The organism is Lactonifactor longoviformis DSM 17459 (assembly GCF_900129135.1).
In the GTDB taxonomy this organism is placed as follows: Bacteria; Bacillota; Clostridia; order Lachnospirales; family Lachnospiraceae; genus Lactonifactor; species Lactonifactor longoviformis.
On the sequence record NZ_FQVI01000016.1, the window covers coordinates 69,604 to 94,339 of the forward strand.

At 47.2% G+C, this 24,736-nt stretch carries 20 protein-coding genes; 18 read left to right on the forward strand and 2 right to left on the reverse strand.

Features of this window, described 5'->3' with window-relative positions; translation table 11 throughout:
• The first annotated feature begins 31 nt into the window (after window positions 1-31).
• The 3 genes from BUA56_RS14420 (at window position 32) to BUA56_RS14430 (ending at window position 2,742) form a co-directional block, all read left to right on the forward strand.
• Window positions 32-391 (forward strand): YraN family protein, encoded by a 360-nt coding sequence (locus BUA56_RS14420; protein ID WP_072852971.1) that lies wholly within the window; start codon window positions 32-34, stop codon window positions 389-391.
• A gap of 21 nt (window positions 392-412) precedes the next feature.
• Window positions 413-1,279: a peptidoglycan editing factor PgeF gene (gene pgeF, locus BUA56_RS14425; protein WP_072852974.1), complete on the forward strand. Its 867-nt coding sequence runs from the start codon at window positions 413-415 to the stop codon at window positions 1,277-1,279.
• Between the two features lie 209 nt (window positions 1,280-1,488).
• Window positions 1,489-2,742, forward strand: a complete 1,254-nt coding sequence (locus tag BUA56_RS14430; protein ID WP_072852976.1) for a PcsB-like coiled-coil domain-containing protein — start codon at window positions 1,489-1,491, stop codon at window positions 2,740-2,742.
• Window positions 2,743-2,798: 56 nt separating this feature from the next.
• Here BUA56_RS14430 and BUA56_RS14435 read toward each other — a convergent pair whose 3' ends face one another.
• On the reverse strand, window positions 2,799-3,965 hold the full coding sequence (locus BUA56_RS14435) for a ribose-phosphate pyrophosphokinase (RefSeq protein WP_072852979.1): 1,167 nt from the start codon (window positions 3,963-3,965) through the stop codon (window positions 2,799-2,801).
• A 156-nt stretch (window positions 3,966-4,121) separates the two neighbouring features.
• Between BUA56_RS14435 and BUA56_RS14440 the strand changes: the two genes are divergently transcribed.
• Genes BUA56_RS14440 through BUA56_RS14455 form a run of 4 tightly spaced genes read left to right on the forward strand, consistent with a single transcriptional unit; the run spans window position 4,122 to window position 8,482 of the window.
• Window positions 4,122-5,504 carry a DUF512 domain-containing protein gene (locus BUA56_RS14440; RefSeq protein ID WP_072852981.1) on the forward strand — a complete coding sequence of 461 codons (1,383 nt, stop codon included), beginning with the start codon at window positions 4,122-4,124 and terminating at the stop codon, window positions 5,502-5,504.
• Window positions 5,467-6,792, forward strand: coding sequence for a ribosome biogenesis GTPase Der (gene der, locus BUA56_RS14445; protein WP_072852983.1), 1,326 nt, complete (start codon window positions 5,467-5,469; stop codon window positions 6,790-6,792). Before BUA56_RS14440 ends, der begins: the two co-directional genes overlap by 38 nt.
• Window positions 6,793-6,799: 7 nt before the next feature.
• Window positions 6,800-7,447: a glycerol-3-phosphate 1-O-acyltransferase PlsY gene (gene plsY, locus BUA56_RS14450; protein WP_072852985.1), complete on the forward strand. Its 648-nt coding sequence runs from the start codon at window positions 6,800-6,802 to the stop codon at window positions 7,445-7,447.
• Window positions 7,448-7,459: 12 nt separating this feature from the next.
• On the forward strand, window positions 7,460-8,482 hold the full coding sequence (locus BUA56_RS14455; protein ID WP_072852987.1) for an NAD(P)H-dependent glycerol-3-phosphate dehydrogenase: 1,023 nt from the start codon (window positions 7,460-7,462) through the stop codon (window positions 8,480-8,482).
• A gap of 59 nt (window positions 8,483-8,541) precedes the next feature.
• On the opposite strand, the gene BUA56_RS14460 is transcribed toward BUA56_RS14455, so the two are convergent.
• Complete coding sequence (locus BUA56_RS14460) at window positions 8,542-9,390, reverse strand: aldo/keto reductase (RefSeq protein ID WP_072852989.1); 849 nt, start codon at window positions 9,388-9,390, stop codon at window positions 8,542-8,544.
• Between the two features lie 164 nt (window positions 9,391-9,554).
• Between BUA56_RS14460 and BUA56_RS14465 the strand changes: the two genes are divergently transcribed.
• The 11 genes from BUA56_RS14465 to acsC all read left to right on the forward strand — a co-directional run bounded on the left by BUA56_RS14465 (window position 9,555) and on the right by acsC (window position 24,720).
• The gene (locus BUA56_RS14465) at window positions 9,555-10,700 is read left to right on the forward strand and encodes an exonuclease SbcCD subunit D (protein ID WP_072852991.1); all 1,146 of its coding nucleotides are present in this window, start codon (window positions 9,555-9,557) and stop codon (window positions 10,698-10,700) included.
• On the forward strand, window positions 10,697-13,279 hold the full coding sequence (locus BUA56_RS14470; RefSeq protein ID WP_072852993.1) for an SbcC/MukB-like Walker B domain-containing protein: 2,583 nt from the start codon (window positions 10,697-10,699) through the stop codon (window positions 13,277-13,279). Before BUA56_RS14465 ends, BUA56_RS14470 begins: the two co-directional genes overlap by 4 nt.
• 211 nt (window positions 13,280-13,490) lie before the next feature.
• Window positions 13,491-13,883, forward strand: coding sequence for a DUF8180 domain-containing protein (locus BUA56_RS14475; protein ID WP_072852995.1), 393 nt, complete (start codon window positions 13,491-13,493; stop codon window positions 13,881-13,883).
• 2 nt (window positions 13,884-13,885) lie between these two features.
• A complete protein-coding gene (locus BUA56_RS14480) occupies window positions 13,886-14,065 on the forward strand; it encodes a CooT family nickel-binding protein (RefSeq protein WP_072852997.1) in 180 nt (59 codons plus the stop codon).
• 282 nt (window positions 14,066-14,347) lie between these two features.
• Window positions 14,348-15,118: an ATP-binding protein gene (locus BUA56_RS14485; protein WP_072853000.1), complete on the forward strand. Its 771-nt coding sequence runs from the start codon at window positions 14,348-14,350 to the stop codon at window positions 15,116-15,118.
• 154 nt (window positions 15,119-15,272) lie between these two features.
• On the forward strand, window positions 15,273-17,165 hold the full coding sequence (gene cooS, locus BUA56_RS14490; protein WP_072853002.1) for an anaerobic carbon-monoxide dehydrogenase catalytic subunit: 1,893 nt from the start codon (window positions 15,273-15,275) through the stop codon (window positions 17,163-17,165).
• Between the two features lie 38 nt (window positions 17,166-17,203).
• Window positions 17,204-17,971, forward strand: coding sequence for an ATP-binding protein (locus BUA56_RS14495; protein ID WP_072853004.1), 768 nt, complete (start codon window positions 17,204-17,206; stop codon window positions 17,969-17,971).
• Window positions 17,972-17,990: 19 nt separating this feature from the next.
• Window positions 17,991-20,120 carry an acetyl-CoA decarbonylase/synthase complex subunit alpha/beta gene (acsB, locus tag BUA56_RS14500; protein ID WP_072853006.1) on the forward strand — a complete coding sequence of 710 codons (2,130 nt, stop codon included), beginning with the start codon at window positions 17,991-17,993 and terminating at the stop codon, window positions 20,118-20,120.
• An 86-nt stretch (window positions 20,121-20,206) separates the two neighbouring features.
• The gene (acsB, locus tag BUA56_RS14505) at window positions 20,207-22,330 is read left to right on the forward strand and encodes an acetyl-CoA decarbonylase/synthase complex subunit alpha/beta (RefSeq protein WP_072853008.1); all 2,124 of its coding nucleotides are present in this window, start codon (window positions 20,207-20,209) and stop codon (window positions 22,328-22,330) included.
• Between the two features lie 75 nt (window positions 22,331-22,405).
• Window positions 22,406-23,347, forward strand: coding sequence for an acetyl-CoA decarbonylase/synthase complex subunit delta (gene acsD, locus BUA56_RS14510; protein WP_072853010.1), 942 nt, complete (start codon window positions 22,406-22,408; stop codon window positions 23,345-23,347).
• A 26-nt stretch (window positions 23,348-23,373) separates the two neighbouring features.
• Complete coding sequence (acsC, locus tag BUA56_RS14515) at window positions 23,374-24,720, forward strand: acetyl-CoA decarbonylase/synthase complex subunit gamma (RefSeq protein ID WP_072853013.1); 1,347 nt, start codon at window positions 23,374-23,376, stop codon at window positions 24,718-24,720.
• Window positions 24,721-24,736 lie beyond the last annotated feature (16 nt).

Consider the following 24,736-nt stretch of genomic DNA (forward strand, 5'->3'; position numbering starts at 1 on the left):
ATCAGGGATCAGAGGAAGAGTTTAAAACTATATGAGAGAAAACACCCGTAAAACCGGAACGCAGTATGAGGAGCTTGCCGCCCGTTATCTCGCAGAGCAGGGATACCGGATCCTGACAAAGAATTACCGCTGCGCGCTGGGGGAGATTGATATCATCGCCAGGGACGGCAGGTATCTGTGTTTTGTGGAGGTAAAATACAGAACCTCGGTGAGGCAGGGAGGGCCTCTTTTGGCAGTGAACAGCAGTAAACAGAGAAGAATCTGCAGGACGGCATCGTATTATCTGACAGGCAGGGGGCTGGGAGAGTTTGTTCCCTGCCGTTTTGATGTGGTGGGAATCACGCCGGCGGAGATTTTTTTGATTAAAGATGCATTTCCCTTCCATATATAAGAGCAGGCAGGAGGATAACAGATGGTAGATTGGATTTGGAAAGACAGTCGTATGCCCAGGATGCAGGTGCACGAGAACAAAGGTGTCATATATCTCGGCTTTCAGGCGCTGGAGGAGACAGGCCTGGTAACCCATGGGTTTACAACCCGCTGGGGAGGAGTGAGCCGCGGGATTTATTCCTCTATGAATTTGAGTTTTACGAGAGGCGATGATCCGGAGGCTGTGAGGGAGAATTATCATAGGATTGCCGATGCTATGGGCTTTTCTTATGATTCTATCGTCTGTACGGATCAGACACACACAACCAATATCCGTGTGGCGGCAGCGGAAGACAGAGGGAAAGGGATTACGAAGGAGAAGGATTACAGAGACATAGACGGACTGATTACCAATGTTCCGGGGCTGGTTCTTGCAACCTTCTATGCAGACTGCGTGCCCCTGTACTTTCTGGATCCCAGAAGAAAAGCCATTGGTCTGAGCCATTCGGGATGGCGGGGAACGGTGAACAAGATGGGAAAGGCAACGGCAGAGGCAATGACCAGGGAATACGGGACGGATCCGAAAGATATCATCGCTGCTGTCGGGCCGTCTATCTGCCAGGACTGTTATGAGGTAAGCCAGGATGTGGCGGATGCATTTAAAAGCGCATTTTCCCGGGAGACACACTCGGATATCATACAGGATAAGAAGAACGGAAAGTATCAGCTAAATCTTTGGAAAGCCAATGAACTGGTGTTGAGAGAGGCAGGGATCCCGGAAGAAAACATTTCTCTTCCCAATCTTTGCACCTGCTGCAATCCCCGGCAACTGTTTTCCCACAGGGCAAGCAAGGGAAAAAGAGGCAATCTGGCTGCCTTTCTGCAACTTCGTGATAATTCACAGTTCTAAAAAATTGTAATTTTTATGTCAATCAGATATTAGGTCATAAGTAACAAAATTTCCATATTTATCCAGCTGGATATAGACTAACTGCATAAAAATTTCTAAAGTGTAACAAAATGTTACGCATATGTTACAAAAATGGAGAAAAACGCTACCTTTTATTAAAAAAGTGTGCTATAATGATTGCACGTTAGAAAAGTATGGGAGATTTATTTATGAAGAATAAAAAAATAATGAGCGTATTTTTGGCTTCCTTAATGCTGACAGGCTCTGTATTACCCTGCTACGCCTCTACTCAGGATAAAATCTCTGATACCAAGGCACAAAAGCAGGAGACACAATCCACGCTGAACCAGACAAAAGATAAAATCAGCAATCTGGAAACCAAAAAAGGTGAGTTAGAGAATTATTTGACAGACTTGAATCAACAGCTTTCTGATTTGAGCAACAGTCTTTCGGATCTTCAGGATAAGTATGAGGACAAGCAGAAAGAGCTGCAGGAAGTGGAAAAAGAGCTGGAGGCTGCAAAGGAATTAGAAAAAGAGCAGTACGAGGCCATGAAGGTCCGCATCCAGTACATGTATGAGAAGAATAACTCAAGTTACATAGAAGTACTTTTTGCCGCTGAAAGCTTTACAGATTTTCTGAACCGTGCAGATAATATTGCGCAGATGTCCCGTTATGACAGGGACAAGCTGGCTGAGTACACGAAGACAAAGGAACAGATTGCCCAGCAGGAAGAGAAAGTAAAGACAGAACAGCAGGCAATTGAGACCCTTCAGCAGGAGAGTACGGCAAAGCAGGAAGAAGTGGAAGAACTGGTGGCTTCTACTTATGATCAGATTAATACATATGCCGGTCAGATTACAGAATCTGAATCTGAGGCAAAAGCGCTGCTGGCTAAGGTAAACAGCCAGGAGGAGACTCTGAACGGCCTGTTAAAGCAGGCAAAGGATGAGGAGGCCGCCGCAACTCTGGCTGCCAAGAAACAGGAACAGGCTTCCAGGGAAGCCGTACAGACCGCATCCGCCAAGGAGAGCGGCGCGTCCGATAAGCAGCCATCCAAAGAGGAAAGCAAAAAAGAAGACACCGAAAAAGAGAATACTTCCAAAGAGGAGAGCAAGCAAGAAGAGACAGCAAAAGAGGATTCTTCTGAGGAAAGCAGTTCTTCTTCCAATTCCTCACAAGGGGAGTATTTAGGTAAATTTAAATTAACTGCCTACTGCAACTGTGAACAGTGCTGCGGGCAGTGGGCCAACGGACTGACGGCGTCAGGAACCACACCTTCTGAGGGCAGAACCGTAGCTATGGGCGGAGTTCCTTTTGGGACAAAGCTATTGATTAACGGCAATGTATATACCGTAGAAGACAGAGGTACCGCATACGGACATGTGGATGTCTATATGAATAACCATTCCGATACCTATGGGTTTGGTGTGAAGTACGCTGATGTTTACCGCCTGAATTAATCACTGCAACGTGTGAGACGTAAAAAAGAACCGCTTACAGCGGTTCTTTTTTACACTTATTTTTCCCGTTTTAGCAGCTGATTGATTTTCTTAGTGGTGGAGCGAACCTTTTCCACGGAAACATCGTGGTTCAGAGTATCCATAATGCTTGCCAGGTATTTGCTCATATCAGCTTCAAGATAGTAAGGGCGTTTTAACACCTCAGGATTCCGGTAATTCAGATTCGTTGTGATTACTTTAGAGATATACCCCTTTTCATAGTATTCGTCGAACTTTTCCATGCCGTTGGTAAAGAGGCCGAAGGTAGTGCATACAAATACCCGCCCGGCTTTTCTTTCTTTCAGCTGCTTGGCTACATCCAGCATACTTTCCCCGGAGGATATCATGTCGTCAATGATGATTACATCTTTTCCCTCCACAGAATCTCCCAGGAACTCATGGGCGACAATTGGATTTCTTCCGTCTACTACGGTGGAATAGTCCCTGCGCTTATAGAACATGCCCATGTCTACGCCTAGTATATTGGAGAAATATACTGCCCTCGGCATAGCGCCCTCGTCAGGGCTGATAACCATCAGATGATCGTTGTCCATGTGGAAGTCTTCCACACTGGAGGTAAGGGTTTTCAGGAACTGATAGGTGGGCATAAAATTGTCAAAGCCTGACAGAGGAATGGAATTCTGTACCCTGGGATCGTGAGCATCAAAGGTTATAATGTTGCTCACTCCCATATTCACCAGTTCCTCTAATGCCAGCGCGCAGTCAAGGGATTCCCTTTTTGAGCGGCGGTGCTGTCTGCTTTCGTATAAAAAGGGCATAATAACATTAATACGGTGTGCTTTCCCCGTAGCGGCAGAAATCATGCGCTTCAGATCCTGATAATGATCGTCCGGTGACATATGATTCTCATAGCCGCACACCTTGTAGGTAATGCTGTAATTGCATACGTCTACCATAATGTATAAATCTACTCCGCGGATAGACTCCTTGTACTGGCCCTTTCCCTCTCCGGTACCAAATCTGGGGCATTCGCAGTCCGCAAGAAAAGAGTCCTCGGAGTAACCGTGCAGTGTCACCCCTGATGTATTGTGAGCTATAAGCTCTTTCCGAAATTGAACCAGATAAGAATCCACTTGCGATGCCAGTTCCCTGCAGCCGGCCAATGCTGCGATCTTTATAGGCGCAACCGGAATGGATTTCTCCAGTAAGCTGATATCAACCATAATAACCTCCGACAGTTTGTGTGTTATTTTGACAGAATTACACTATTTTGTCATACTATAGTAGTTATATCATCAGTGACTTGCCCCCGTCAAGGAAATTATTGCTTTTTTACTACAAAGTTGGTATGATATAAAAGATGAAAGGTCGAGTAAATTATGAAAAAAACAAAGCATATCATCCGGCAGATTGCCGGAGACAGTATAGCAGAAGAGATGAATCTGGAACCCATGGATGAGGTGCTGGCCATCAATGGGCAGGAGATAGAAGATGTATTTGATTACCACTACCTGGTAAATGATGAGTATATAGAACTGCTGGTTCGAAAGGCTGACGGGGAGGAATGGCTGCTGGAAATAGAAAAGGATGCCCAGGAGGATCTGGGGATCGAGTTCCAGAACAGCCTGATGGATGATTACCGTTCCTGCAGGAACCGGTGTATTTTCTGCTTTATTGACCAGATGCCGCCTGGAATGCGGGAGACTCTTTATTTTAAAGACGATGATTCCAGGCTTTCCTTTTTGCAGGGCAATTATGTGACCCTCACGAACATGAGTGACCATGATATTGACAGAATTATTCACTACCATCTTTCTCCTATAAATATATCATTTCAGACAACAAATCCCGAACTTCGCTGTAAGATGCTGAATAACCGTTTTGCCGGGGATATTTTTTCCAAGGTAGACAGGCTGTACGAGGCCGGTATAGAGATGAACGGGCAGATTGTGCTCTGTAAAGGCTATAATGACGGCCAGGAGCTGGAAAACAGCATCCGGGATCTGGCTGAGTACCTGCCCCATCTGCGCAGTGTTTCGGTGGTGCCGGTTGGACTCAGCCGCTATCGGGAGGGGCTTACCCGGCTGGAGCCGTTTCAGCAGGAGGATGCCGTCCGGGTGCTGGAAACCATACACCGATGGCAGAAGAAGCTGTATGACGCTTACGGCCTGCACTTTATCCATGCCAGCGATGAATGGTATCTTCTGGCAGGGGAGGAGCTTCCCCCGGAAGAACGGTACGATGGATACCTCCAGCTGGAAAACGGAGTGGGAATGCTCCGGCTGCTGGAAGAAGAGGTGACAGAAGCCCTTGCGGACAGGGAAGGCGACGGCAGGGAGAGGAATCTTTCCATAGCCACCGGGAAACTGGCCTATCCTCATATCTGCAGACATGTGAGGCGCCTTAAGAAAAAATACCCCAACGTAAACTGCAGTGTATATCCGGTGACTAATTTTTTCTTCGGAGAGAGCATTACAGTGTCAGGCCTTCTCACCGGCCAGGATCTGAAAAAACAGCTCACGGGGCGGAATCTGGGAGAAGAGCTGCTGCTGCCCTGCAATATGCTCCGAAGCGGAGAGAATGTTTTCCTGGATGACGTGACCGTGGAAGAACTGGAAGGGACCCTTCAGGTTCCTGTAAGTGTGGTAGACACGCAGGGCGCAGACTTAGTGAAGGCGCTTCTGGGAGAGACAACAGGAAGAGAACATAGAAGGAGACAAATATATGAGCAAACCAATAGTAGCAATCGTGGGACGCCCTAATGTGGGCAAATCAACGCTGTTTAATGCCCTGGCAGGTCAGAATATTTCTATCGTAAAAGATACCCCCGGGGTTACCAGAGACCGTATCTATGCAGACGTCAACTGGCTGAATCATGGATTTACCATGATTGATACCGGAGGGATTGAACCGGAAAGCAAGGATATCATTCTGTCCCAGATGAGGGAACAGGCGCAGATCGCCATTGATACGGCTGACGTGATTATTTTTATAACCGATGTGCGCCAGGGGCTGGTGGATGCCGATGCAAAGGTGGCGGACATGCTCCGCAGAAGCGGCAAGCCCGTAGTCCTTGCCGTGAATAAGGTGGATAATTTTGACAAACTGCTCATGGACGTATATGAGTTTTATAACCTTGGAATCGGGGAGCCATTCCCCATCTCGGCATCTTCCAAGCTGGGCTTGGGAGATATGCTGGATGAAGTGGTGCGCCACTTTGAGGAGGAAGAGGAAGAAGAGGAAGAGGACGACATACCAAGGGTTGCTATTGTGGGCAAGCCCAATGTAGGGAAATCTTCCATCATCAACAAGCTGCTGGGACAGTCCAGAGTAATTGTCTCAGATATTGCGGGAACCACCAGAGATGCCATTGACACGAATATTATGTGGCAGGGGCGGGAATATATCTTTATAGACACAGCAGGTCTCCGCAGAAAGAACAAGATCAAAGAAGAACTGGAGAGATACAGCATTATCCGTACCGTGACAGCAGTTGACCGGGCGGATGTGGTGATTGTGGTTATTGACGCGGTGGAGGGGATCACGGAGCAGGATGCGAAAATCGCCGGGATTGCCCACGAAAGAGGAAAAGGGATCATCATTGCCGTCAATAAGTGGGACGCAGTAGAGAAGAATGACAAAACTATATACAAGTATACCAGTAAGGTAAGGGAATTCCTCTCGTATATGCCCTATGCGGAACTAATGTTCATCTCCGCGGAGACAGGCCAGAGACTGCCGAAGCTATTTGATACCATTGATATGGTTCTGGAGAACCAGACTCTCCGGATTCAGACAGGGGTGCTCAATGAAATAATGGCAGAAGCCATTGCTCTGCAGCAGCCTCCTTCCGACAAGGGGAAACGGCTGAAGCTGTATTACATTACCCAGGTGTCGGTGAAACCGCCTACTTTTGTTATTTTTGTAAACGATAAAGAACTGATGCACTTCTCCTATACCCGTTATCTGGAAAATAAAATAAGGGAAGCTTTTGGATTCAGAGGAACCTCTCTGAAATTTATTATTCGAGAACGGAAAGAGAAGGAGTAAGGGAACCATGGTACGTATCATTTGTCTGGCAATCGGTTATGTGTTTGGACTGTTTCAGACTTCTTATATCTACGGAAGAATGAACGGCATAGATATCCGGGAGCATGGCAGCGGGAATGCAGGGACAACAAATGCCCTGCGGACCCTGGGAAAAAAGGCAGGGATTATTACCCTGCTGGGAGATTGTTTTAAATGTGTGTTTGCCGTACTTCTTGTGCGGGCTATCTTTGGGAGCAGCCATCCGGATACCATACGGCTGCTGGGAATGTATGCGGCGGCAGGCTGTATTCTTGGACATAATTTCCCTGTGAATCTGGGATTCCGGGGAGGAAAGGGGATTGCTGCCTCTGTGGGACTGGTGGCATCCTTTGACTGGAGAGTGTTACTTATTGCAGGAACCGTGTTTCTGGTTCTGTTTTTTACAACGCACTATGTATCGCTGAGTTCTCTGACGGGCTATCTGGCATTTTTGGGGAGTACGCTGGTTATGGGGCAGATGGGACTGTTCCATATGCCCCAGGCGGAGCTTAGGGAGCTGTATGTGGTAGTGGCGCTTTTGGCGTGTCTTGCCTTCTACCGCCACAGGGAAAATATTGTAAGGCTGTTCAGGGGGACTGAGCGAAGGACCTATCTGAACCGTAAGAGTGAAAAGTAAAGGGGTGTTCATATGGCAAAAATCAGTGTACTTGGAGCGGGAAGCTGGGGAACTGCGCTGTCTGTCCTGCTGTGCGACAACGGACATGAGGTGATTCTGTGGTCCAGGAGAAAAGAGGAGGCAGACGAACTCAGGGAGAAGAGAGAGCATGTGTCAAAGCTTCCCGGAGTAAGGCTTCCGGACGGCATGATGTTTACTTCCGATCTGGATGAGGCACTCCCGGACAGAGATCTTCTGGTTATGGCGGTTCCATCTATCGCGGCCCGGGGACTGGCCCGCAGGATAGGTCCCGGACTTCCGAAGGGACAGCTGATTGTGAACGTGGCCAAGGGGATTGAGGAGGAGACATTGCTCACGCTGAGCGAGCAGATCGAAGAAGAAATTCCCCAGGCAGACGTTGCAGTTTTATCCGGCCCCAGCCATGCGGAGGAAGTTGGGCGCAAACTCCCCACAACCTGCGTGATTGGCGCGCACCACAAGGAGACTGCCGAGATTCTCCAGAATATTTTTATGAGTCCCGTATTCAGGGTCTATATCAGCCCGGACATCCTGGGGATTGAGCTGGGAGCGGCGCTGAAGAATGTAATTGCCCTGGCGGCGGGAACCGCAGACGGACTTGGTTACGGCGACAACACAAAAGCAGCTTTGATTACCAGAGGAATTACGGAGATATCGCGTCTGGGCATTGCCATGGGGGCAAAGGCAGATACCTTCTACGGCCTCTCCGGAATCGGGGATCTGATTGTAACCTGTGCCAGTGTCCACAGCAGGAACCGGAAGGCCGGCTATCTGATTGGACAGGGGAAAACCACGGAACAGGCCATGGAAGAAGTGAAGATGGTAGTGGAAGGGGTGTATTCCGCTAAGGCTGCCATAGGGCTGGCAGAGAAATACCAGGTGGAGCTGCCCATTATTTCCCAGGTAAATAAAGTGCTCTTTCAGGGGAAATCCCCCGGGGAGGCAGTTCAGGAGCTGATGCTTCGGGATAAGAAAATAGAGTCCTGGGACAGCAGATGGGAAGAAAAGGTGAACTGACAATGAAAGACGGTGTATCCGCAGATGCGCCGTCTTTTAATGTCCGGAAACTTAGATAATTATTTTGAAAGGATTTCATATTGGCCCAGGAGATCTTCGGGGATGCTGGCAGTGCGCTGCTGGCGGTCCAGAGCGGTCAGCGCCTCCATTTCTTCCGGGGTGAGGGAAAAGTCAAAGATCTGTGCATTGCTGCAGATGCGCTCTTTTTTAGATGATTTGGGAATGACGGATATGCCCTGCTGTACGGACCAGCGAAGACCGATCTGGGCTGGGGTTTTGCCCCGGCGGGCAGCGATTTGGGCTATTGTCTCCTCGTTTAAGTAGGCGCCCCGGGCAAGGGGAGCATATGCCTGTACCGCGATGCGGTGTGCTCTGCAGTAAGAGAGCAGCTCAGGGTGGTTGAAAAGCGGGTGGAATTCTATCTGATTCACCGCGGGAACAATGCCGCACTGCTCGTTCAGCTTTTCCAGATCCTGAACAGAAAAGTTGCTCACACCGATGGACTTGGCGCGGCCTGAACTGTATATCTTTTCCAGCGCTTTCCAGGTACCGATGTAACAGCCCGCCACCGGCCAGTGAATCAGATAGAGATCCACGTATTCCAGCCCCAGGCGTTCCAGGCTTCGGTTAAATGCTCCTTCTACGTCGTTCATACGCTGGGCGTTATTCCAGACCTTGGTGGTGACAAATAATTCCTCGCGCTTTACAGAAGCAGCTTTAATTCCCCGGCCAACGCCTTCTTCATTTTTATAGACAGAGGCTGTATCTATGAGGCGGTATCCGGCCTCCACAGCCCAGCAGATGGCGTTCTCTACTTCGTTGTTCCCGGTTGCTTTATATACTCCTAAGCCCAACATCGGCATTTCTCTTTCGTTATTCAGTAAAATTGAATGTGTTTCTAAGGACATACCATCCCTCCTTATATTATATTCTTGTGCAGTATATCACAAAATTATGAAAGAAATGATAGGTATTTATTAACTTTTTAATAAATCCATGGTACTATGAGGGTGGATGGCCGGTGCAGAGTAATAGCTGCACCGGAATGCATTTGCGGCAAAGGAGGCTGTCTATGAGATTTTTTCATATCGCAGACTTACACCTTGGGAAAAAACTCCTGGGGGAAAGCCTGCTGGAGGACCAGAGGTATATTCTGGATAACGTGTTACTGGAGATAAAAAAGGAACAGCCCCAGGGCATTCTAATTGCCGGGGACATTTATGATAAAAGCATTCCCTCCGGGGAAGCTGTGGTACTGTTTGACTCTTTTTTGGAAAGGCTGGCAGAGGCCGGTCTGGAGATTTTTATCATCAGCGGAAATCATGATTCCCCGGAACGCCTGGATTTTGCCAAAAACCTTTTGGCAAAGAATAAAGTGCATATTGCCGGGGGATTTAAAGGAGAGCTTCCCCATACCGTGCTCTGTGACGAGTGGGGGGAGCTGACTGTGTGGCAGATGCCTTTTATTAAGCCGGCAGTACTCAGACCTTACACTGAAGAATCCCCTGAGACGTACGAGGAGGCTGTATCGGCAGTGCTTCGGACGGCAGAGATTGACAGCAGGAAAAGAAATATCCTGTTAGCCCACCAGTATGTGGTGTGGCAGGGGGAAAAGCCTCTTCCCTCAGCTTCTGAGCAGCTGTCTCTGGGAGGGCTGGAACAGGTGGATGCCTCCTGTTTTGACGCTTTTGATTATGTGGCCCTGGGACATATTCACAGGCCGCAGAAGATAGGAAGACCGGAAGTCCGGTATGCCGGCTCCCCTCTGAAGTATTCATTTTCGGAGATTCATCATAAAAAGGCAATTACCGTCGTAGATATAGAGGAGAAAGGACAGGTATCCCTGCGGAAGCTGCCTCTTGCGCCTCTTCACGAGATGGCCGTCCTTAGGGGAACGATGGAGGAGCTGACCGGGGAGGCGTACAGAGAGTACCGCAGCGGATATTATCTATCAGTCGTCCTAACTGATGAACAGCCGGTGGAACAGCCGGTAGAGAAGCTCAGGGAGTATTTTCCGGGGCTTTTGGAATTTGCCGTTGATAACGCAAGGACAAGGGAGCGAAAGGAGAGCGGCCTTAAGACCGAACAGATTTTGCTGCGCACACCCCGGGAATTATTTCAGGAGTTTTATAAGAAGCAGAACCACGTAGAAATGTCCCCGGCGGAAAAAAGGATTCTGGAGGAAGTGCTGCAGAGAGTAGGAGAACATGTATTATGAAACCCACAGAACTGATGATGCAGGCTTTCGGGCCTTATGCTGACCCTGTAACCATTGATTTTACACCCTTTTACCGCCAGGGCCTGTTTTTAATCAGCGGGGATACAGGGGCAGGAAAAACTACCATCTTTGACGGGATTATGTATGCCCTGTACGACGAGACCAGCGGCAGCAGCAGAAAAGCGGAAAATCTGAGAAGTGATTATGCGGACAGCAAAACTCTTACCAGGGTCCGCCTGAAGTTTTTGCACAAAGACAAGGAATACGAGGCGGAACGGTATTTTTCAGAGACACGGCGGGCAGAGGCGGTCCTTACGCTCCCCGACGGCAGTGTGATTACCGGAAAGAAAAATGTGAATCAGGCTGTAGTGGACTTGCTGGGTCTGGACTACCGGCAGTTTAAGCAGGTCTCCATGATTGCCCAGGGGGAATTTTTGGACCTTCTTTTTGCCAGAAGTGATGTGCGGGGAGAAGTGTTCCGCAAGGTATTTTGCACAGAATACTATAAAACGGTATCGGACTTGTTAAAGAGTATGGCTGCGCATGCCAGAGATGAGGAACGGTATCGGCAGGAGAGGAGAAAACAGGTGCTTGAAGGACTCCCGGCTTCCCTGCGGGAACTGCCGGAGGGGGAGCTGCTCCGGGGCCTGGAAGAAATTCTGGAAAAAAACCGGAAAAAGGATCAGAGGCTGAAAAAAGAAGAAGGGATGCTGGAGCAGAGGAGGGAGCAGCTGCTCCGGGAATATGAGCGGATCAAGCTGGAGAATCAGGAACTGAAACGCCTTGGGGAGCTGCGGGAACGGCTGGAGAGCAAGAAAGAAGAGGCGGTTCCTATGAAAGCGTTGGAGAAGAGAAGAAGAGACGGACAGAAGGCTGTGACATATGTCAAGCCTCTGCTGGAACAGCATGAGCAGAGAATTGCCGAACTGGAGGGCCTGCAGAGCCTGTACGGGGAGTTCAGGGAGAGAAAGAAAGAGCTGGAGAAAGAAAAAAGGAACTGGGAGAGGTTGGAAGAGCTGAGGGAACGGCAGGAGAAAGAAATGCATCTTCTGGAGGATATGGAGCAGCAGCTGGATTTCTGGAATGAAAAAGAGAAAGAGGCCAGGGCTGTTATAAAACTGGAAGAGGATCAGGCTGGACTGAAGGAAGCGCTGGAACAGCGGATTGATGAAGTGAATAAAATCTCTGTACAGTATGAGAACTACAGGGCCGATTTTCTGAAGAGCCAGGCCGGAATCCTGAGCAGAACCCTGCAGGATAAAAGTCCCTGCCCGGTGTGCGGCTCTCTGGAGCACCCTGCTCCCGCTCCTCTTCTGCATAAGGATGTGAATGAGGAAACCCTGAGAAAGCTGGAAGCCAAAAAAGACGCATTGCAGAAAAAAATGCAGGAAACCTTACACAGATGCGCTCTGAATCAAAAAGAGTGGGAGATGCGAAAGGGCCAGCTGGAGCAGGTGCAGGGGCTTGGGAGAAAGAAGGACGGCAGGACTATGCTCTCCTGGATCCAGAAAAGACTGGAAGAACAGCAGGACAGAATTATGAAACAGAAATCCAGGATCCGAAGTGATATCCCTGAGAGCAGAGAGATCAAAAACCATCTGGAAGAGACTACAAATGAATATCATCTGTGTCTGGGCCGCCTGGCAGAGCAGGAAAAGAAGCTTCCCCAGGCTAAAGAGGCGGTTAAGAGCTCCAGACAGATGTATATGAATCAAATAAAAAAACAGGGCTTTGGCAGCGAAAAAATGGCCAGAGAAGCTTTTTGCACCCAGGAAGAGCTGGGGGAAATGGAGAATGCGGTCCGCAGATACCAGCAGGAAATACAGGAGCTTCAGGTGCAGATCCGCAGTCTTGGAAAACGGCTGCGGGGCAGGATATACCGGGAAGAGGATTATTACCAAAAAAGTCTGGGGGATATGGACAGCCAGAGAAAAACAATTTCCAGAGAGAGAAAGCAGATTTATAATGAAATACGGCAGCTGCTGCAGCTTGAGAAGCAGCTGGAACGCCTTGCAAAAGAGAGCAGAGGCAGTGAGGAATACCGGATAAGCCTTCAGACTCTTTCCGATACGGCCAACGGTACGCTGAACGGCAAGCCAAAGCTTTCCCTGGAGCGGTATGTGCAGTCTGCCTATTTCCGGATGATTGTGGCGGAAGCCAATATCAGGCTGGAAGCAATGACCAATGGGCGCTACGAACTTTTGGTGAGAGAGGAGACCAGCAACCGGCAGAGCCAGATTGGTCTGGATCTGGATGTGTATGATTACAATACAGGAAAGGTCAGAACCGTGAAAACACTGTCCGGAGGCGAGGCTTTTAAAGCAGCCCTTGCTCTTGCACTGGGTGTGTCGGCTGTGATTCAGAGCTTTGCCGGCGGCGTATGGGTAGAGACTATATTCATTGATGAAGGGTTCGGAAGTCTGGATCAGGAATCTCTGGAACAGTCAATAGCCACTTTGGCCACCCTGGCCGACGGCAACCGGCTGGTGGGGATTATTTCCCACGTTAATGAGCTAAAAGAGCGCATTGATAACCAGATACAGGTATGCAAAGGCAAAAAAGGAAGCAGAATTCAATAGTTTGTTAATTGATAAACAAAGTAAAATTGGATATTTTTAGTTTACGTCAAATTGTTTAGAAATAAAAACAATATTAAGATTTTTTTATAAACTTTCCAATAAGAATTTCTTGCTAAATATTTGGAAACAAGTTATAATGAAAACAATTGATAAATAATTGTCACAAAGTTTGTCTTGAGTGGATTTAGCTATGGAAAGGAGAACATAAGACATGCATTTAGTGAAAGACGAGAATGGTCATGTTATATCTCATGCACATGATGGTGAACATACTCATGAACATGTTCACACTGATGGAAATGTTCATACTCACGAACATACGCATGAAGGGGAACATGACCATGTTCATGCTCATGGATGTGATTGCAGGAATGAGAAATGCAATGGCAGCTGTGCAGATGAGACTACAGCTTTACTGAACTATATGCTTCAGCATAATCAGCATCACGCGGAGGAACTGGACCAGATGGCCAAAAATCTCCGCAAATTAGGCATGGAGGATGCAGCCAGAACCATTGAGGAGGGTGTCGCGGACTTCCAAAAGGGCAATATGCGCCTGAGCCTTGCACTGACACTGGTAAAAGAACATCAGAAGGAGGCATAATTATGTGTTTGGCAACTGTACAGAAAAGTGATGACACTGTGATCTGCAGAAACATCAGCCGTATTGATGTGGATGGGGATAAAGTAATCCTCCGGGATATCCTTGGGGAAGAACAGGTGATTGAAGGAAGGATTCTTATGGTAGACCTGGCTAACAGTATTGTGAAGCTGGACTGCCGGTAGAAGCACGGGCTTTTGGGCGAAAGCCCTGAAGATAAAAGCAAATCATTAAAAGAGAGTGGAGGATAAAAGATGGAGAACAGATTATGAAGGTGTAAAGGAACAGCGACGTAGGACGTGCAGGGGGAATCAGCTGGTTCCGCAGCAACAAGGAAAGCGGTATCTGGGGATTGCATCTGTATGCATGGAACAAGTCCCAAACTGTCACACAAGACTGCGGCGACGCAGGCGCGGGAACAGTCCGGGGACAGAGACTAGATTAGATAGAAATAGGAGGTGCCCGTAATGGCACATGTAATTGCTGTAGCCGGTAAAGGCGGTGTGGGAAAGACAACTTTATGCGGATTATTAATCCAGTATCTGGGAGAAAAGGGGAAAGGTCCGATTCTCGCTGTGGATGCGGATGCCAATTCCAATCTGAATGAAGTGTTGGGAGTAGAAGTGGAAGCTACACTGGGAGATGTGCGGGAGGAGATAGCGCAGGCGGAGCTTGCAAAAGAGAATCCGATTCCTGCAGGTGTCTCCAAAGCGGATTATGCGGAATTCAAGTTTAATTCTGCACTGGTAGAGGACGATGATTTTGATCTGCTGGTAATGGGAAGAACTCAGGGGAAAGGGTGTTACTGTTATGTGAACGGCCTTCTTCAGGCTCAGCTGGCCAAGTATCAGAAAAATTATCCTTTTATTGTAGTGGACAACGAGGCGGGTATGGAGCATATCAGCCGCGGAGTGCTTCCGAGCATGCAGACCGCTATCCTGGTCAGCGATTGTTCACGGCGTGGTGTGCAGGCAGTTGGCCGGATTGCAAAATTAATTGAGGAATGCGGCATGAAGCCTAAGACCATCGGTCTGATTGTCAACCGTGCACCGAATGGAGAATTGAATGAAGGAACAAAAGAAGAGATTGAAAAGCAAGGACTGACTCTTCTTGGTGTGGTGCCACAAGATGAGAGTGTGTATGAGTACGACTGCGACGGAAAGCCAACAGTTGAACTGCCTGAAAGCAATCCGGTAAAGAAGGCTCTGCGCGACATTGTGGACAAATTAAACCTGTAGTATTTGGAAATTCCCCTCTTGCAAGGTGAAGTGATGACTGCTCTGTGTGAGAGAGGTTTTTTTAAACAAAACAATAACCCCTGGGGGCGGATGGGTTACAAGCGCTCAAAAACTAAGAGTTAATTTAAGGTAATGCTCTAAAAGGAGGATATTAATGAGTGAATTCAAATTAACCACAGTAGAAGAATTCGAAGCGGCTACCGCGAGACTGTTGGAGACAGGTGCAAAAGTTGGTGCAGATTCCTGGCAGTTAAGAGTTAAAAATCAGACACCGCACTGTAAGTTCGGTGAGGAGGGTGTCTGCTGTAGAATCTGTTCTATGGGACCTTGCCGTATTACAAAAAAAGCACCTAGAGGAATCTGTGGATGTGATGTACATGGTATCGTAGGAAGAAACTTCCTTCGTTTTACAGCAGGTGGATCTGCTACTCACTCTGACCACGGACGTGAAATCTGCCATACGTTATATGAGACAAGAGAAGGCGGAAACTACACAGTTAAGGATCCTGCAAAATTAAAAAGAATTGCTCAGGAATGGGGCATTGAGACAGAAGGCAAAGATATCTACGATCTGGCTCATGAAGTTGCGGAAACAGGTCTGTTAGAGTACGGCAAACCATTTGGAACACAGAAATTCATCAAGAGAGCACCAGAGCATACACAGGAAATCTGGAAGAGAGAAGAGATTGAGCCAAGAGCAATCGACCGTGAGGTATCTCAGGCATTACATATGACTCATATGGGATGTTCTTCCAAGCCGGAAGCTTTGGTAAGACAGGCTCTTCGCTGCGGTTTATCTGACGGCTGGGGCGGTTCCATGATGGGAACAGAATTCTCTGACGTATTGTTCGGAACACCCAAGGAAATGGAAACAGAAGCTAACTTAGGTGTTATGGAAGAGGAAAACGTAAACATCGTTGTTCACGGACATGATCCTTCACTCTCAGAAATGATCTGTGAATATGCAGAAGATCCTGAAATGATTGCACTTGCAAAATCTGTAGGCGCAAAAGGAATCACAATCTCCGGTGTATGCTGTACCTCCAACGAAGTTGCAATGCGCCGCGGTATTCCTATGGCAGGTAACTTCTTACAGCAGGAAAACGTAGTGCTTACAGGCGCCTGCGAAGCTATCGTTGTAGACGTTCAGTGTATCTTCCCGGCATTAGGCCCGTTAAGCAAATGTTTCCACACAAAATTCATCACCACTTCACCTGTAGCCCAGATGCCGGAATCTGACTTCATCCGTTTCTCATCTGAGTCCGCAGGAGAAAATGCAAAATTAATCGTTAAGACAGCAATTGAGAACTTCAAAAACAGAAATCCGGAATTAGTTCACATTCCAGATATGAAACAGAAAGCATTCGTAGGATATTCCTTCGAGGAAATTATCCACAAATTAGACGGTGTTACCAACTCCTTCGTTGACAAGACAGGAACTACAATGCCGCTGGTTGACTGTGTGAAATCCGGCGTTCTCCGCGGTGCGGTAGCTATGGTTGGATGTAACAATCCCAAGATCAGACCTGATGCTGCTCACATCGAATTAATGAAGAAATTAATTGCCAACGACGTTATCCTCATTGTATCCGGATGTTCCGCACAGGCTGCTGCAAAAGCAGGTCTGATGGACAAGAGAGCAAAAGAACTCTGCGGTGCCGGCCTGAAGAGAGTCTGCGAACTGGCAGACATTCCTCCGGTTCTTCATATGGGATCCTGTGTAGATATCAGCCGTATGATGATTCTTGCATCTGAAATTGCAAAAGATTCCGGCTGGAATATCTCCCAGGTACCTGTTGTGGGCTGTGCTCCTGAATGGATGTCCGAAAAAGCGGTATCTATCGGTAACTACGTTGTATCTACCGGTATTGACACTTATCTTGGCGTTGAACCTTATGCAACAGGCTCCAGCGAAGTAGATGCTCTGCTGAAGGGCGGATTAAGAGACTGGGTAGAGGCAGCTTATACTGTAGAATCAGATATTGATAAATTAGGCGATCTTATGATTGAAAGAATTGAAGAAAAGAGAGCTGCGTTAGGTATCTAACAGCTTCTCAAAATCGTGTAATAGAAAGGTGAATAGACATGAAAATTGCAGTAACGGGAAAGGGCGGAGTTGGAAAGACAACTTTTGCGGCGACACTGGCAAGACTTTATGCTGAAGAAGGCAGAAAGGTGCTGGCTGCAGATGTAGACCCGGATGCAAATCTTGGGCTGGCTTTAGGATTTTCAGAGGAAGTTCTGGATTCTATTGTACCAATCTCAAAAATGAGAAAATTGGTAGAAGAAAGAACCGGAGCCAGCAGCGACAATAAATTTTATAAACTGAACCCAAAGGTAGATGACATACCGGACACCTACGGAAAGTCCTGCAACGGAGTGAAGCTTCTTGTGCTTGGAACTGTAGAGACAGGGGGCGGCGGATGCGTATGCCCCGAGCACGTGATGCTGAAGCGTATTTTAAACAATATGGTGCTTCACAGGGATGACGTGGTAATCATGGATATGGAAGCCGGCCTGGAACACATGGGGCGGGGAACTACCGAAGGGATGGATCAGTTTATCGTTGTCATTGAACCCGGAGCCAGAAGTATCCAGACATACAAGAATGTGAAGCGTCTGGCTAAAGACCTGGGCGTAAAGCAGGTGCGTGTGGTTGCCAATAAGGTTCGGGACGAAGAGGACGAGGAATTTATCAAGAGCAAGATCCCGGCTGAGGATTTACTTGGCTTTATTCACTACAATCAGGAAGTGATTGACGCTGACCGTCAGGGCAAATCCCCCTATGATGTCAGCAAAACGGCAACAGAAGAAATTATAAAAATCAAAGATAGAATCGATCAGGATCAATGATCTGATAGGAGGTATAACAGTGTTATTATTTGATATCGTATTTAATGGTAATGATGCCATGTATGAAGAAGCGGTAAAAGCATGCGATGACGCTATTGCAAAATACGGTGAGGACAAGGCGGTTGGATTCCCTGAGACTGCTTACAGCTTACCATGCTATTACTCAGAGACAGGTACTAAGATCTCTACATTAAAAGAAATGAAAGAAGCTCTGGGATACATTAAATCTCTTATGACAAGAGAGAGACGTCTGGACAGCGCGTTCCAGTCAGGTGTTGCCACAGCACTTTCCGCTGAGTTTATTGAGGCTTTAAAATATATTGATGGTGCGCAGCCATACGAACTGCCATACGAAGGACACTTTTCTGATGCCAAGATCCGTGAACTGGGTGTGCCCCTGGTAACAGGCGATATCCCGGGTGTAGCCGTTATTATCGGTGAAGCTCCCACTGCGCAGGAAGCAGTAGATCTGGTTAAGAGTTATCAGTCACAGGGTATCTTTGTAGCTCTGGTTGGAAAATGCATCGAGCAGATCAAAGAACTGGGCTATAAGACTGGTTTCAACGTACGTGTGGTTCCCCTGGGAGAGGACATTGCTTCCGTTATCCACATTGTATCCGTTGCTTTAAGAGCAGCTCTTATCTTCGGTAATGTAACACCTGGAGACAGAGCAGCATTACAGAAATATACATTTGACAGAATCTTTGCTTTTGTCAACGCATTCAAGAATTTGGATGAGAAGACAGTTGCCTGCGGTGCAGGTGCTATCTACTACGGCTTCCCTGTTGTTACAAACGACATGGATTACACACCGGCAGTACCTAAGAGCTTGATCAAATACGAAGATGTTTCTCAGTTCAACCCAATTTCTCTGGAAGCCAGAAACATCAAACTGAAAATTACAAATATTGATATTCCGGTTGCTTTTGCATCTGCGTTCGAAGGCGAGATTATCCGCCGCGGCGATATGCAGATCGAATTCGACGGTTCCAGAGTGGACTGCTTCGAGTTAGTTCAGACTAAAGAACTTTCAGAAGTAGAAGATCATAAGATCGAAGTGATCGGACCGAAGATCGACGATTTCGAAGTTGGAAGCAAGCAGAGCATTGCTTACATTGTAGAGGTAGCAGGAAAGAACATGCAGTCTGACTTTGAGCCTGTATTCGAGCGTAAATTCCACAGCTACATCAACTGTATCGAAGGTGTGATGCACACAGGCCAGAGAGATATGATCCGTGTGCGTATCAGCAAGGATGCCCATGCAGCAGGATTTGAACTGGAGCATATCGGTGAAGTGCTGTATGCTAAGATTAAAAATGAATTTGACGCTGTTGTTGACAAGTGTCAGGTTAAGATTTACACAAATCCGGAAGACTGTACAAAACTCCGTCATGAGTTAGCGATCCCTGCATTTGACAAACGTGATGCAAGACTTCTGACACTGACCGATGAGTCTGTAGACGTATACTACAGCTGTATCCTCTGCCAGGCATTCTCTCCGTCCCACGTTTGCGTGGTAACACCTGAGAGACTTGGTCTGTGCGGTGCTGTTTCATGGCTGGATGCTAAGGCTACCAACGAACTGGATCCGGCTGGACCATGTCAGGTTATCACAAAAGAAAAATGTATCGATGAAAGAATCGGTGAGTACGAAGATGTTAACGAAGCAGTTCGCAAATTCTCCCAGGGTGCTCTGGAAGACGTATCCCTGTACTCCATTATGGAAAAACCGATGACATCCTGCGGATGCTTTGAGTGTATCTGCGGTATCGAGCCATTCTCCAACGGTGTTATCATTGCCAACCGTGAGTACTCTGGTATGACTCCTCTTGGAATGACCTTCCCAGAGCTGGCTTCCATGACCGGCGGCGGTGTACAGACACCTGGCTTCATGGGACATGGAAAACACTTCATTGCTTCCAAGAAGTTCATGAAGGCAGAAGGCGGTATCGAAAGAATCGTATGGATGCCTAAGGAACTGAAAGAGACAGTTGCTGAAAGATTAAATGCAACCGCTAAGGAACTTTATGGAATTGACAACTTCACAGATATGGTGGGAGATGAGACAATTGCAGAAGATCCTGAGACACTGGTAGCATTCCTGACAGAAAAGAATCATCCTGCATTAAGCATGGATCCGATGATGTAATTCTATAGTGAACTTGTAGGACAATTAGCATTGCCCCTTCGGGGGCAGTGCTAAAATCGCAAAGGACTTGGATTGGAGATGAGAATTTGTTAATTAACAGAATCTTTAACGGAAATGATGCGGTTTACGGGTTAACAGTGGGAGCTATTGACGATGCAATAGCAAAAAACGGGGCAGATAAGGCGGTTGGATTTCCAAATACAGCCTATTGTCTGCCGTGTTATTATGCTGTAACCGGTGTGAAAGTCAAGACACTGGGAGATTTGAAAGAAGCTGTCGGCGTTGTGAAAACACTGATGACAAGAGAACATGCACTGGATGATGCGCTGATGTCAGGGGTTGCCACTGCACTGTGTGCGGAGTTTATCGAGGCTCTGAAATATGTGGACGGAGCAGTTCCCTATGAAGAACCCTGCTACGGTCATCTTGCAGATGCGGTGATTCGTGAATTAGGTGTGCCTCTGGTAACCGGGGATATCCCGGGTGTGGCAGTTGTCCTGGGAAGTGCTCCTACAGCTAAAGAAGGGGTTGACCTCATCAAGAGCTATCAGGCACAGGGAATTCTGGTGACTTTGGTAGGGGGAATTATTGATCAGTGTGAAGAACTGGGATATAAGACAGGGGCGAACGTCCGTGTCATTCCTCTGGGGAAAGATGTTACATCTGTCATCCACGTTGTATCCGTGGCTATTCGTGCTGCTCTGATCTTCGGAAATGTAACGCCCGGGGATGCAGGTGCTCTTCTGGCCTATACTGCGGAGAGGGTTCCCGCATTTGTGAACGCTTTCGCACCGATTGACGACGTGATTCTGGCTGCAGGCGCAGGTGCAATCAAGCTGGGATTCCCTGTAATCTCCAATGAGACAGAAGGAATCGCGGAGGTTCCGGGCGCACTGATTCCTGCAAAGGTGGAAGACTTTAATAAGACTTCTCTGGAAGCGCGGAATATAAAGATTAAGATTACAAACATTGATATTCCTGTAGCCTTTGCCTCTGCTTTTGAAGGAGAAATTATCCGCCGGGGCGATATGCAGGTGGAATTCGACGGCTCCAGGGTAGACTGTTTTGAGTTAGTGCAGTCTAAAGATATGGAAGAGATCGAGGATCACAGGATTGAGATCATTGGTCCTGAGATCGACGAGTTCCCTGAGGGGAGCAAACAGAGTATCGCTTATATTGTAGAGGTGGCAGGGAAAAATATGCAGCCGGACTTTGAGCCGGTATTTGAACGTAAGTTCCACAGCTACATTAACTGTATTGAAGGTGTGATGCATACAGGCCAGAGAGATATGATCCGGGTGCGTATCAGCAAGGACGCATATCAGGTAGGTTTTCGTGCAAAACACATCGGTGAGGTGCTTTACGCAAAGGTAAAGAGTGAGTTTGAGGCAGTGGTTGACAAGTGCCAGGTAAAGATCTATACAATGCCGGAAGACTGTACAAAGCTGCGCCATGAACTTGCCGTACCTGCATTTGACAAGAGAGATGACAGACTGCGCAATCTGACAGATGAATCGGTAGATGTTTATTACAGCTGTATTCTGTGCCAGGCGTTCTCGCCTTCACATGTATGCGTAGTGACGCCGGAGAGACTGGGACTGTGCGGAGCGGTATCCTGGCTGGATGCAAAAGCTACCAATGAGCTGGATCCCAACGGACCCTGCCAGGTAATCACAAAAGAAAAATGTATTGACGACAGAATCGGCGAGTTTGAGGATGTGAATGAGGCAGTTCATAAGCTGTCCCAGGGGGCGCTGGAAGAAGTGTCACTGTATTCCATCATGGAAAAGCCGATGACGTCCTGCGGATGCTTTGAGTGTATCTGCGGCATTGAGCCATTCTCAAACGGCGTTGTGATTACGAACAGGGAGTATGCGGGTATGACTCCTCTTGGTATGACCTTCCCGGAACTGGCTTCCATGACCGGCGGCGGTGTGCAGACACCCGGCTTTATGGGACATGGAAAGCACTTTATTGCATCTAAGAAATTCATGAAGGCAGAGGGCGGGATTGAGAGAATTGTATGGATGCCCAAGGAATTGAAGGATATGGTGGCAGAGCGTCTGAACGAGACTGCCAAAGAGCTCTACGGCATCGATAATTTCACCGGAATGGTGGCAGACGAAACCATTGCTCAGGATCCGGAAACCCTTGTTGCATTTTTGACAGAACAAGGTCATCCAGCCTTGTCAATGAACCCTATGATGTAGTATAATTATTTTACGAGAGTGTGCGTGAATTTCTATCGGCGTACGCACTAAAATTATTAAAGGAGGCTAATTAAAATGCCGTTTAATCAAAAACCACAAAAGTTCAATGCAACCATTAACACAGTTGAGATTGGATGCGGGGAAAAAGCTATCAAATTAGGTGGAGAAAGTGTATTTCCTTTCTACACATTTGACGGCCCAATAGACAATGCACCTAAGGTAGGTGTGGAAATCTCTGATTTAGGACTGGGAGATGCTGTTCCGGGACTGAAAGAATTCTATGGAGATGCAGCGACACCTGCTGAGATGGCGAAAAAAGCTGAAGCTATGGAAGGTGCTGATTTTATCTGTCTGCGTTTGGAAGGCGGAGATCCAAACGGAGAGAACAAATCTGTAGAAGAATTAGTTGCAGTTGCTAAAGAGGTGGCAGATGCTGTTACCTGTCCTTTAGTAGTAGAAGGCTGCAAGAACGTAGAAAAAGATGCTGACTTATTAGCCAAGGTAGCAGACGCCCTTCAGGGAAAGAACGTGCTGCTTCTCTCTGCAAGAGAAGAGAATTACAAAGCAGTGGGCGCAGCTGCCGGACTTGCTTACAATCAGAAAGTTGGTGCTGAATCAGCCGTAGATATCAACCTTGCAAAACAGTTAAATGTTGTTACAACACAGTTAGGCGTAAAAGCTGAGAGTATTGTTATGAACGTTGGTACTGCAGCTGCAGGTTATGGTTATGAATACGTGGTATCTACCATGGACAGAATCAAAGCAGCGGCATTATCTCAGGATGATGCTATGCTTCAGATGCCTATCATTACACCAGTAGCAGATGAAACATGGAACGTAAAAGAGTCCATGGCTTCTGAAGATGATATGCCAGAATGGGGTTCCAAGGAAGAAAGAGGTATTGCCATGGAGATCATGACAGCTTCCGCTGACTTAGCAGCAGGTTCTAATGCAGTTATATTAAAACATCCTCAATCTGTTGCAACCATTTCAAAAATGATTAAAGAATTAGTATAATCGGAAGAACAGGAGGATAAAATATTATGGCTTTATCAGGTATTCAAATATTTAAAATGACACCAAAAACCAACTGCAAGGACTGTGGTTCACCAACATGTATGGCATTTTCTATGAAGGTTGCCCAGGGCGCTGTAGATATCTCAGCCTGCCCGCATATGTCAGAGGAAGCACTGGCTTCTTTATCTGAGGCTACTGCACCTCCAATGAAAACAATTAAAGTTGGTACCGGAGACGGTGAATATACATTAGGCGGAGAGACTGTTCTCTACAGACATGAAAAAACATATGTAAGCAAGACAAGATATGCAGTATCTCTGTGCAGCGGCATGGACGATGCAGCCATCGAAGCTAAATTAGCTGAGATTCCAGCAGTAGACTATGAGCGTATTGGCGAGAGAATGTACGTGGAAATGCTCTATGTAAATTACGCTGAGGAAGCCGGACAGGACAAGTATGTGGCTTTAGTTGAAAAGGCAAACGCTGCAGGAAGAACTTTAGTTCTGGGATGTAAGGATCCGGAAGTGGCAAAAGCTGCTTTGGCAGTATGCAAAGACGGCAAACCAGTATTAAACGGCGCTGACGCTTCTAACTATGAAGCTATGAATGCTGTTGCTGCAGAGGCCGGTGTTGTTCTCGGTGTAACCGGAGCTGATCTCAATGAATTATATGATACAGTAGCAGCACTTGAAAAATTAGGAAACAAGAATCTGATACTGGATGTTGGATGTGCTTCTGTTAAGGATGCATTCGCAGCAGCTGTTCAGATCAGAAGAGCAGCAGTGAAAGATCAGGACAGAACCTTCGGTTATCCTTCTCTTGTAAATGTTGCAAAATTAGCGCAGGGAGATAAGTATTTACAGCAGGCTCTGGTATCCTTATTCACCATGAAATATGGTTCCATCGTTGTTATGGAAGAACTGGGATATGCAGAAGCACTTCCGTTATTCGGCTTAAGACAGAATGTATTTACAGATCCTCAGAAGCCAATGAAGGTTGAGCCTGGCATCTACCCAATCAACGGTGCTGATGAGAATTCTGTCTGCCTGACAACCGTTGACTTTGCTCTTACATACTTCATCGTTTCCGGCGAGCTGGAAAGATCCGGAGTACCATGCAACTTATTAATCAGCGATGCCGGCGGATTATCCGTACTGACAGCCTGGGCTGCCGGTAAATTATCCTCCACATCTGTTGCTAAGTTCATCACAGAGCAGGTTGAAGATAAGATTAAATGCAGAAAACTGGTTATTCCGGGTAAAGTAGCTGTATTGAAGGGCGATATTGAAGCAAAACTTCCAGGATGGGAAGTTATCGTTGGTCCTTTAGAGGCTGTTCAGTTAGTTAAGTTCTTAAAAGATATGCAGGGCTAATAGGACAGGCTTATCT

Bases quoted from the DNA above. Each gene is read 5' to 3' on its own strand.
- pgeF (WP_072852974.1), top strand. From the start codon at position 413: ATGGTAGATTGGATTTGGAAAGACAGTCGTATGCCCAGGATGCAGGTG.
- BUA56_RS14440 (WP_072852981.1), top strand. From the start codon at position 4,122: ATGAAAAAAACAAAGCATATCATCCGGCAGATTGCCGGAGACAGTATA.
- acsD (WP_072853010.1), top strand. From the start codon at position 22,406: ATGCCGTTTAATCAAAAACCACAAAAGTTCAATGCAACCATTAACACA.
- BUA56_RS14435 (WP_072852979.1), bottom strand. From the start codon at position 3,965: ATGGTTGATATCAGCTTACTGGAGAAATCCATTCCGGTTGCGCCTATA.
- BUA56_RS14420 (WP_072852971.1), top strand. From the start codon at position 32: ATGAGAGAAAACACCCGTAAAACCGGAACGCAGTATGAGGAGCTTGCC.
- BUA56_RS14485 (WP_072853000.1), top strand. From the start codon at position 14,348: ATGGCACATGTAATTGCTGTAGCCGGTAAAGGCGGTGTGGGAAAGACA.
- BUA56_RS14455 (WP_072852987.1), top strand. From the start codon at position 7,460: ATGGCAAAAATCAGTGTACTTGGAGCGGGAAGCTGGGGAACTGCGCTG.
- cooS (WP_072853002.1), top strand. From the start codon at position 15,273: ATGAGTGAATTCAAATTAACCACAGTAGAAGAATTCGAAGCGGCTACC.
- BUA56_RS14430 (WP_072852976.1), top strand. From the start codon at position 1,489: ATGAAGAATAAAAAAATAATGAGCGTATTTTTGGCTTCCTTAATGCTG.
- plsY (WP_072852985.1), top strand. From the start codon at position 6,800: ATGGTACGTATCATTTGTCTGGCAATCGGTTATGTGTTTGGACTGTTT.
- BUA56_RS14475 (WP_072852995.1), top strand. From the start codon at position 13,491: ATGCATTTAGTGAAAGACGAGAATGGTCATGTTATATCTCATGCACAT.
- BUA56_RS14480 (WP_072852997.1), top strand. From the start codon at position 13,886: ATGTGTTTGGCAACTGTACAGAAAAGTGATGACACTGTGATCTGCAGA.
- BUA56_RS14495 (WP_072853004.1), top strand. From the start codon at position 17,204: ATGAAAATTGCAGTAACGGGAAAGGGCGGAGTTGGAAAGACAACTTTT.
- BUA56_RS14465 (WP_072852991.1), top strand. From the start codon at position 9,555: ATGAGATTTTTTCATATCGCAGACTTACACCTTGGGAAAAAACTCCTG.
- acsC (WP_072853013.1), top strand. From the start codon at position 23,374: ATGGCTTTATCAGGTATTCAAATATTTAAAATGACACCAAAAACCAAC.
- BUA56_RS14460 (WP_072852989.1), bottom strand. From the start codon at position 9,390: ATGTCCTTAGAAACACATTCAATTTTACTGAATAACGAAAGAGAAATG.
- BUA56_RS14470 (WP_072852993.1), top strand. From the start codon at position 10,697: ATGAAACCCACAGAACTGATGATGCAGGCTTTCGGGCCTTATGCTGAC.
- der (WP_072852983.1), top strand. From the start codon at position 5,467: ATGAGCAAACCAATAGTAGCAATCGTGGGACGCCCTAATGTGGGCAAA.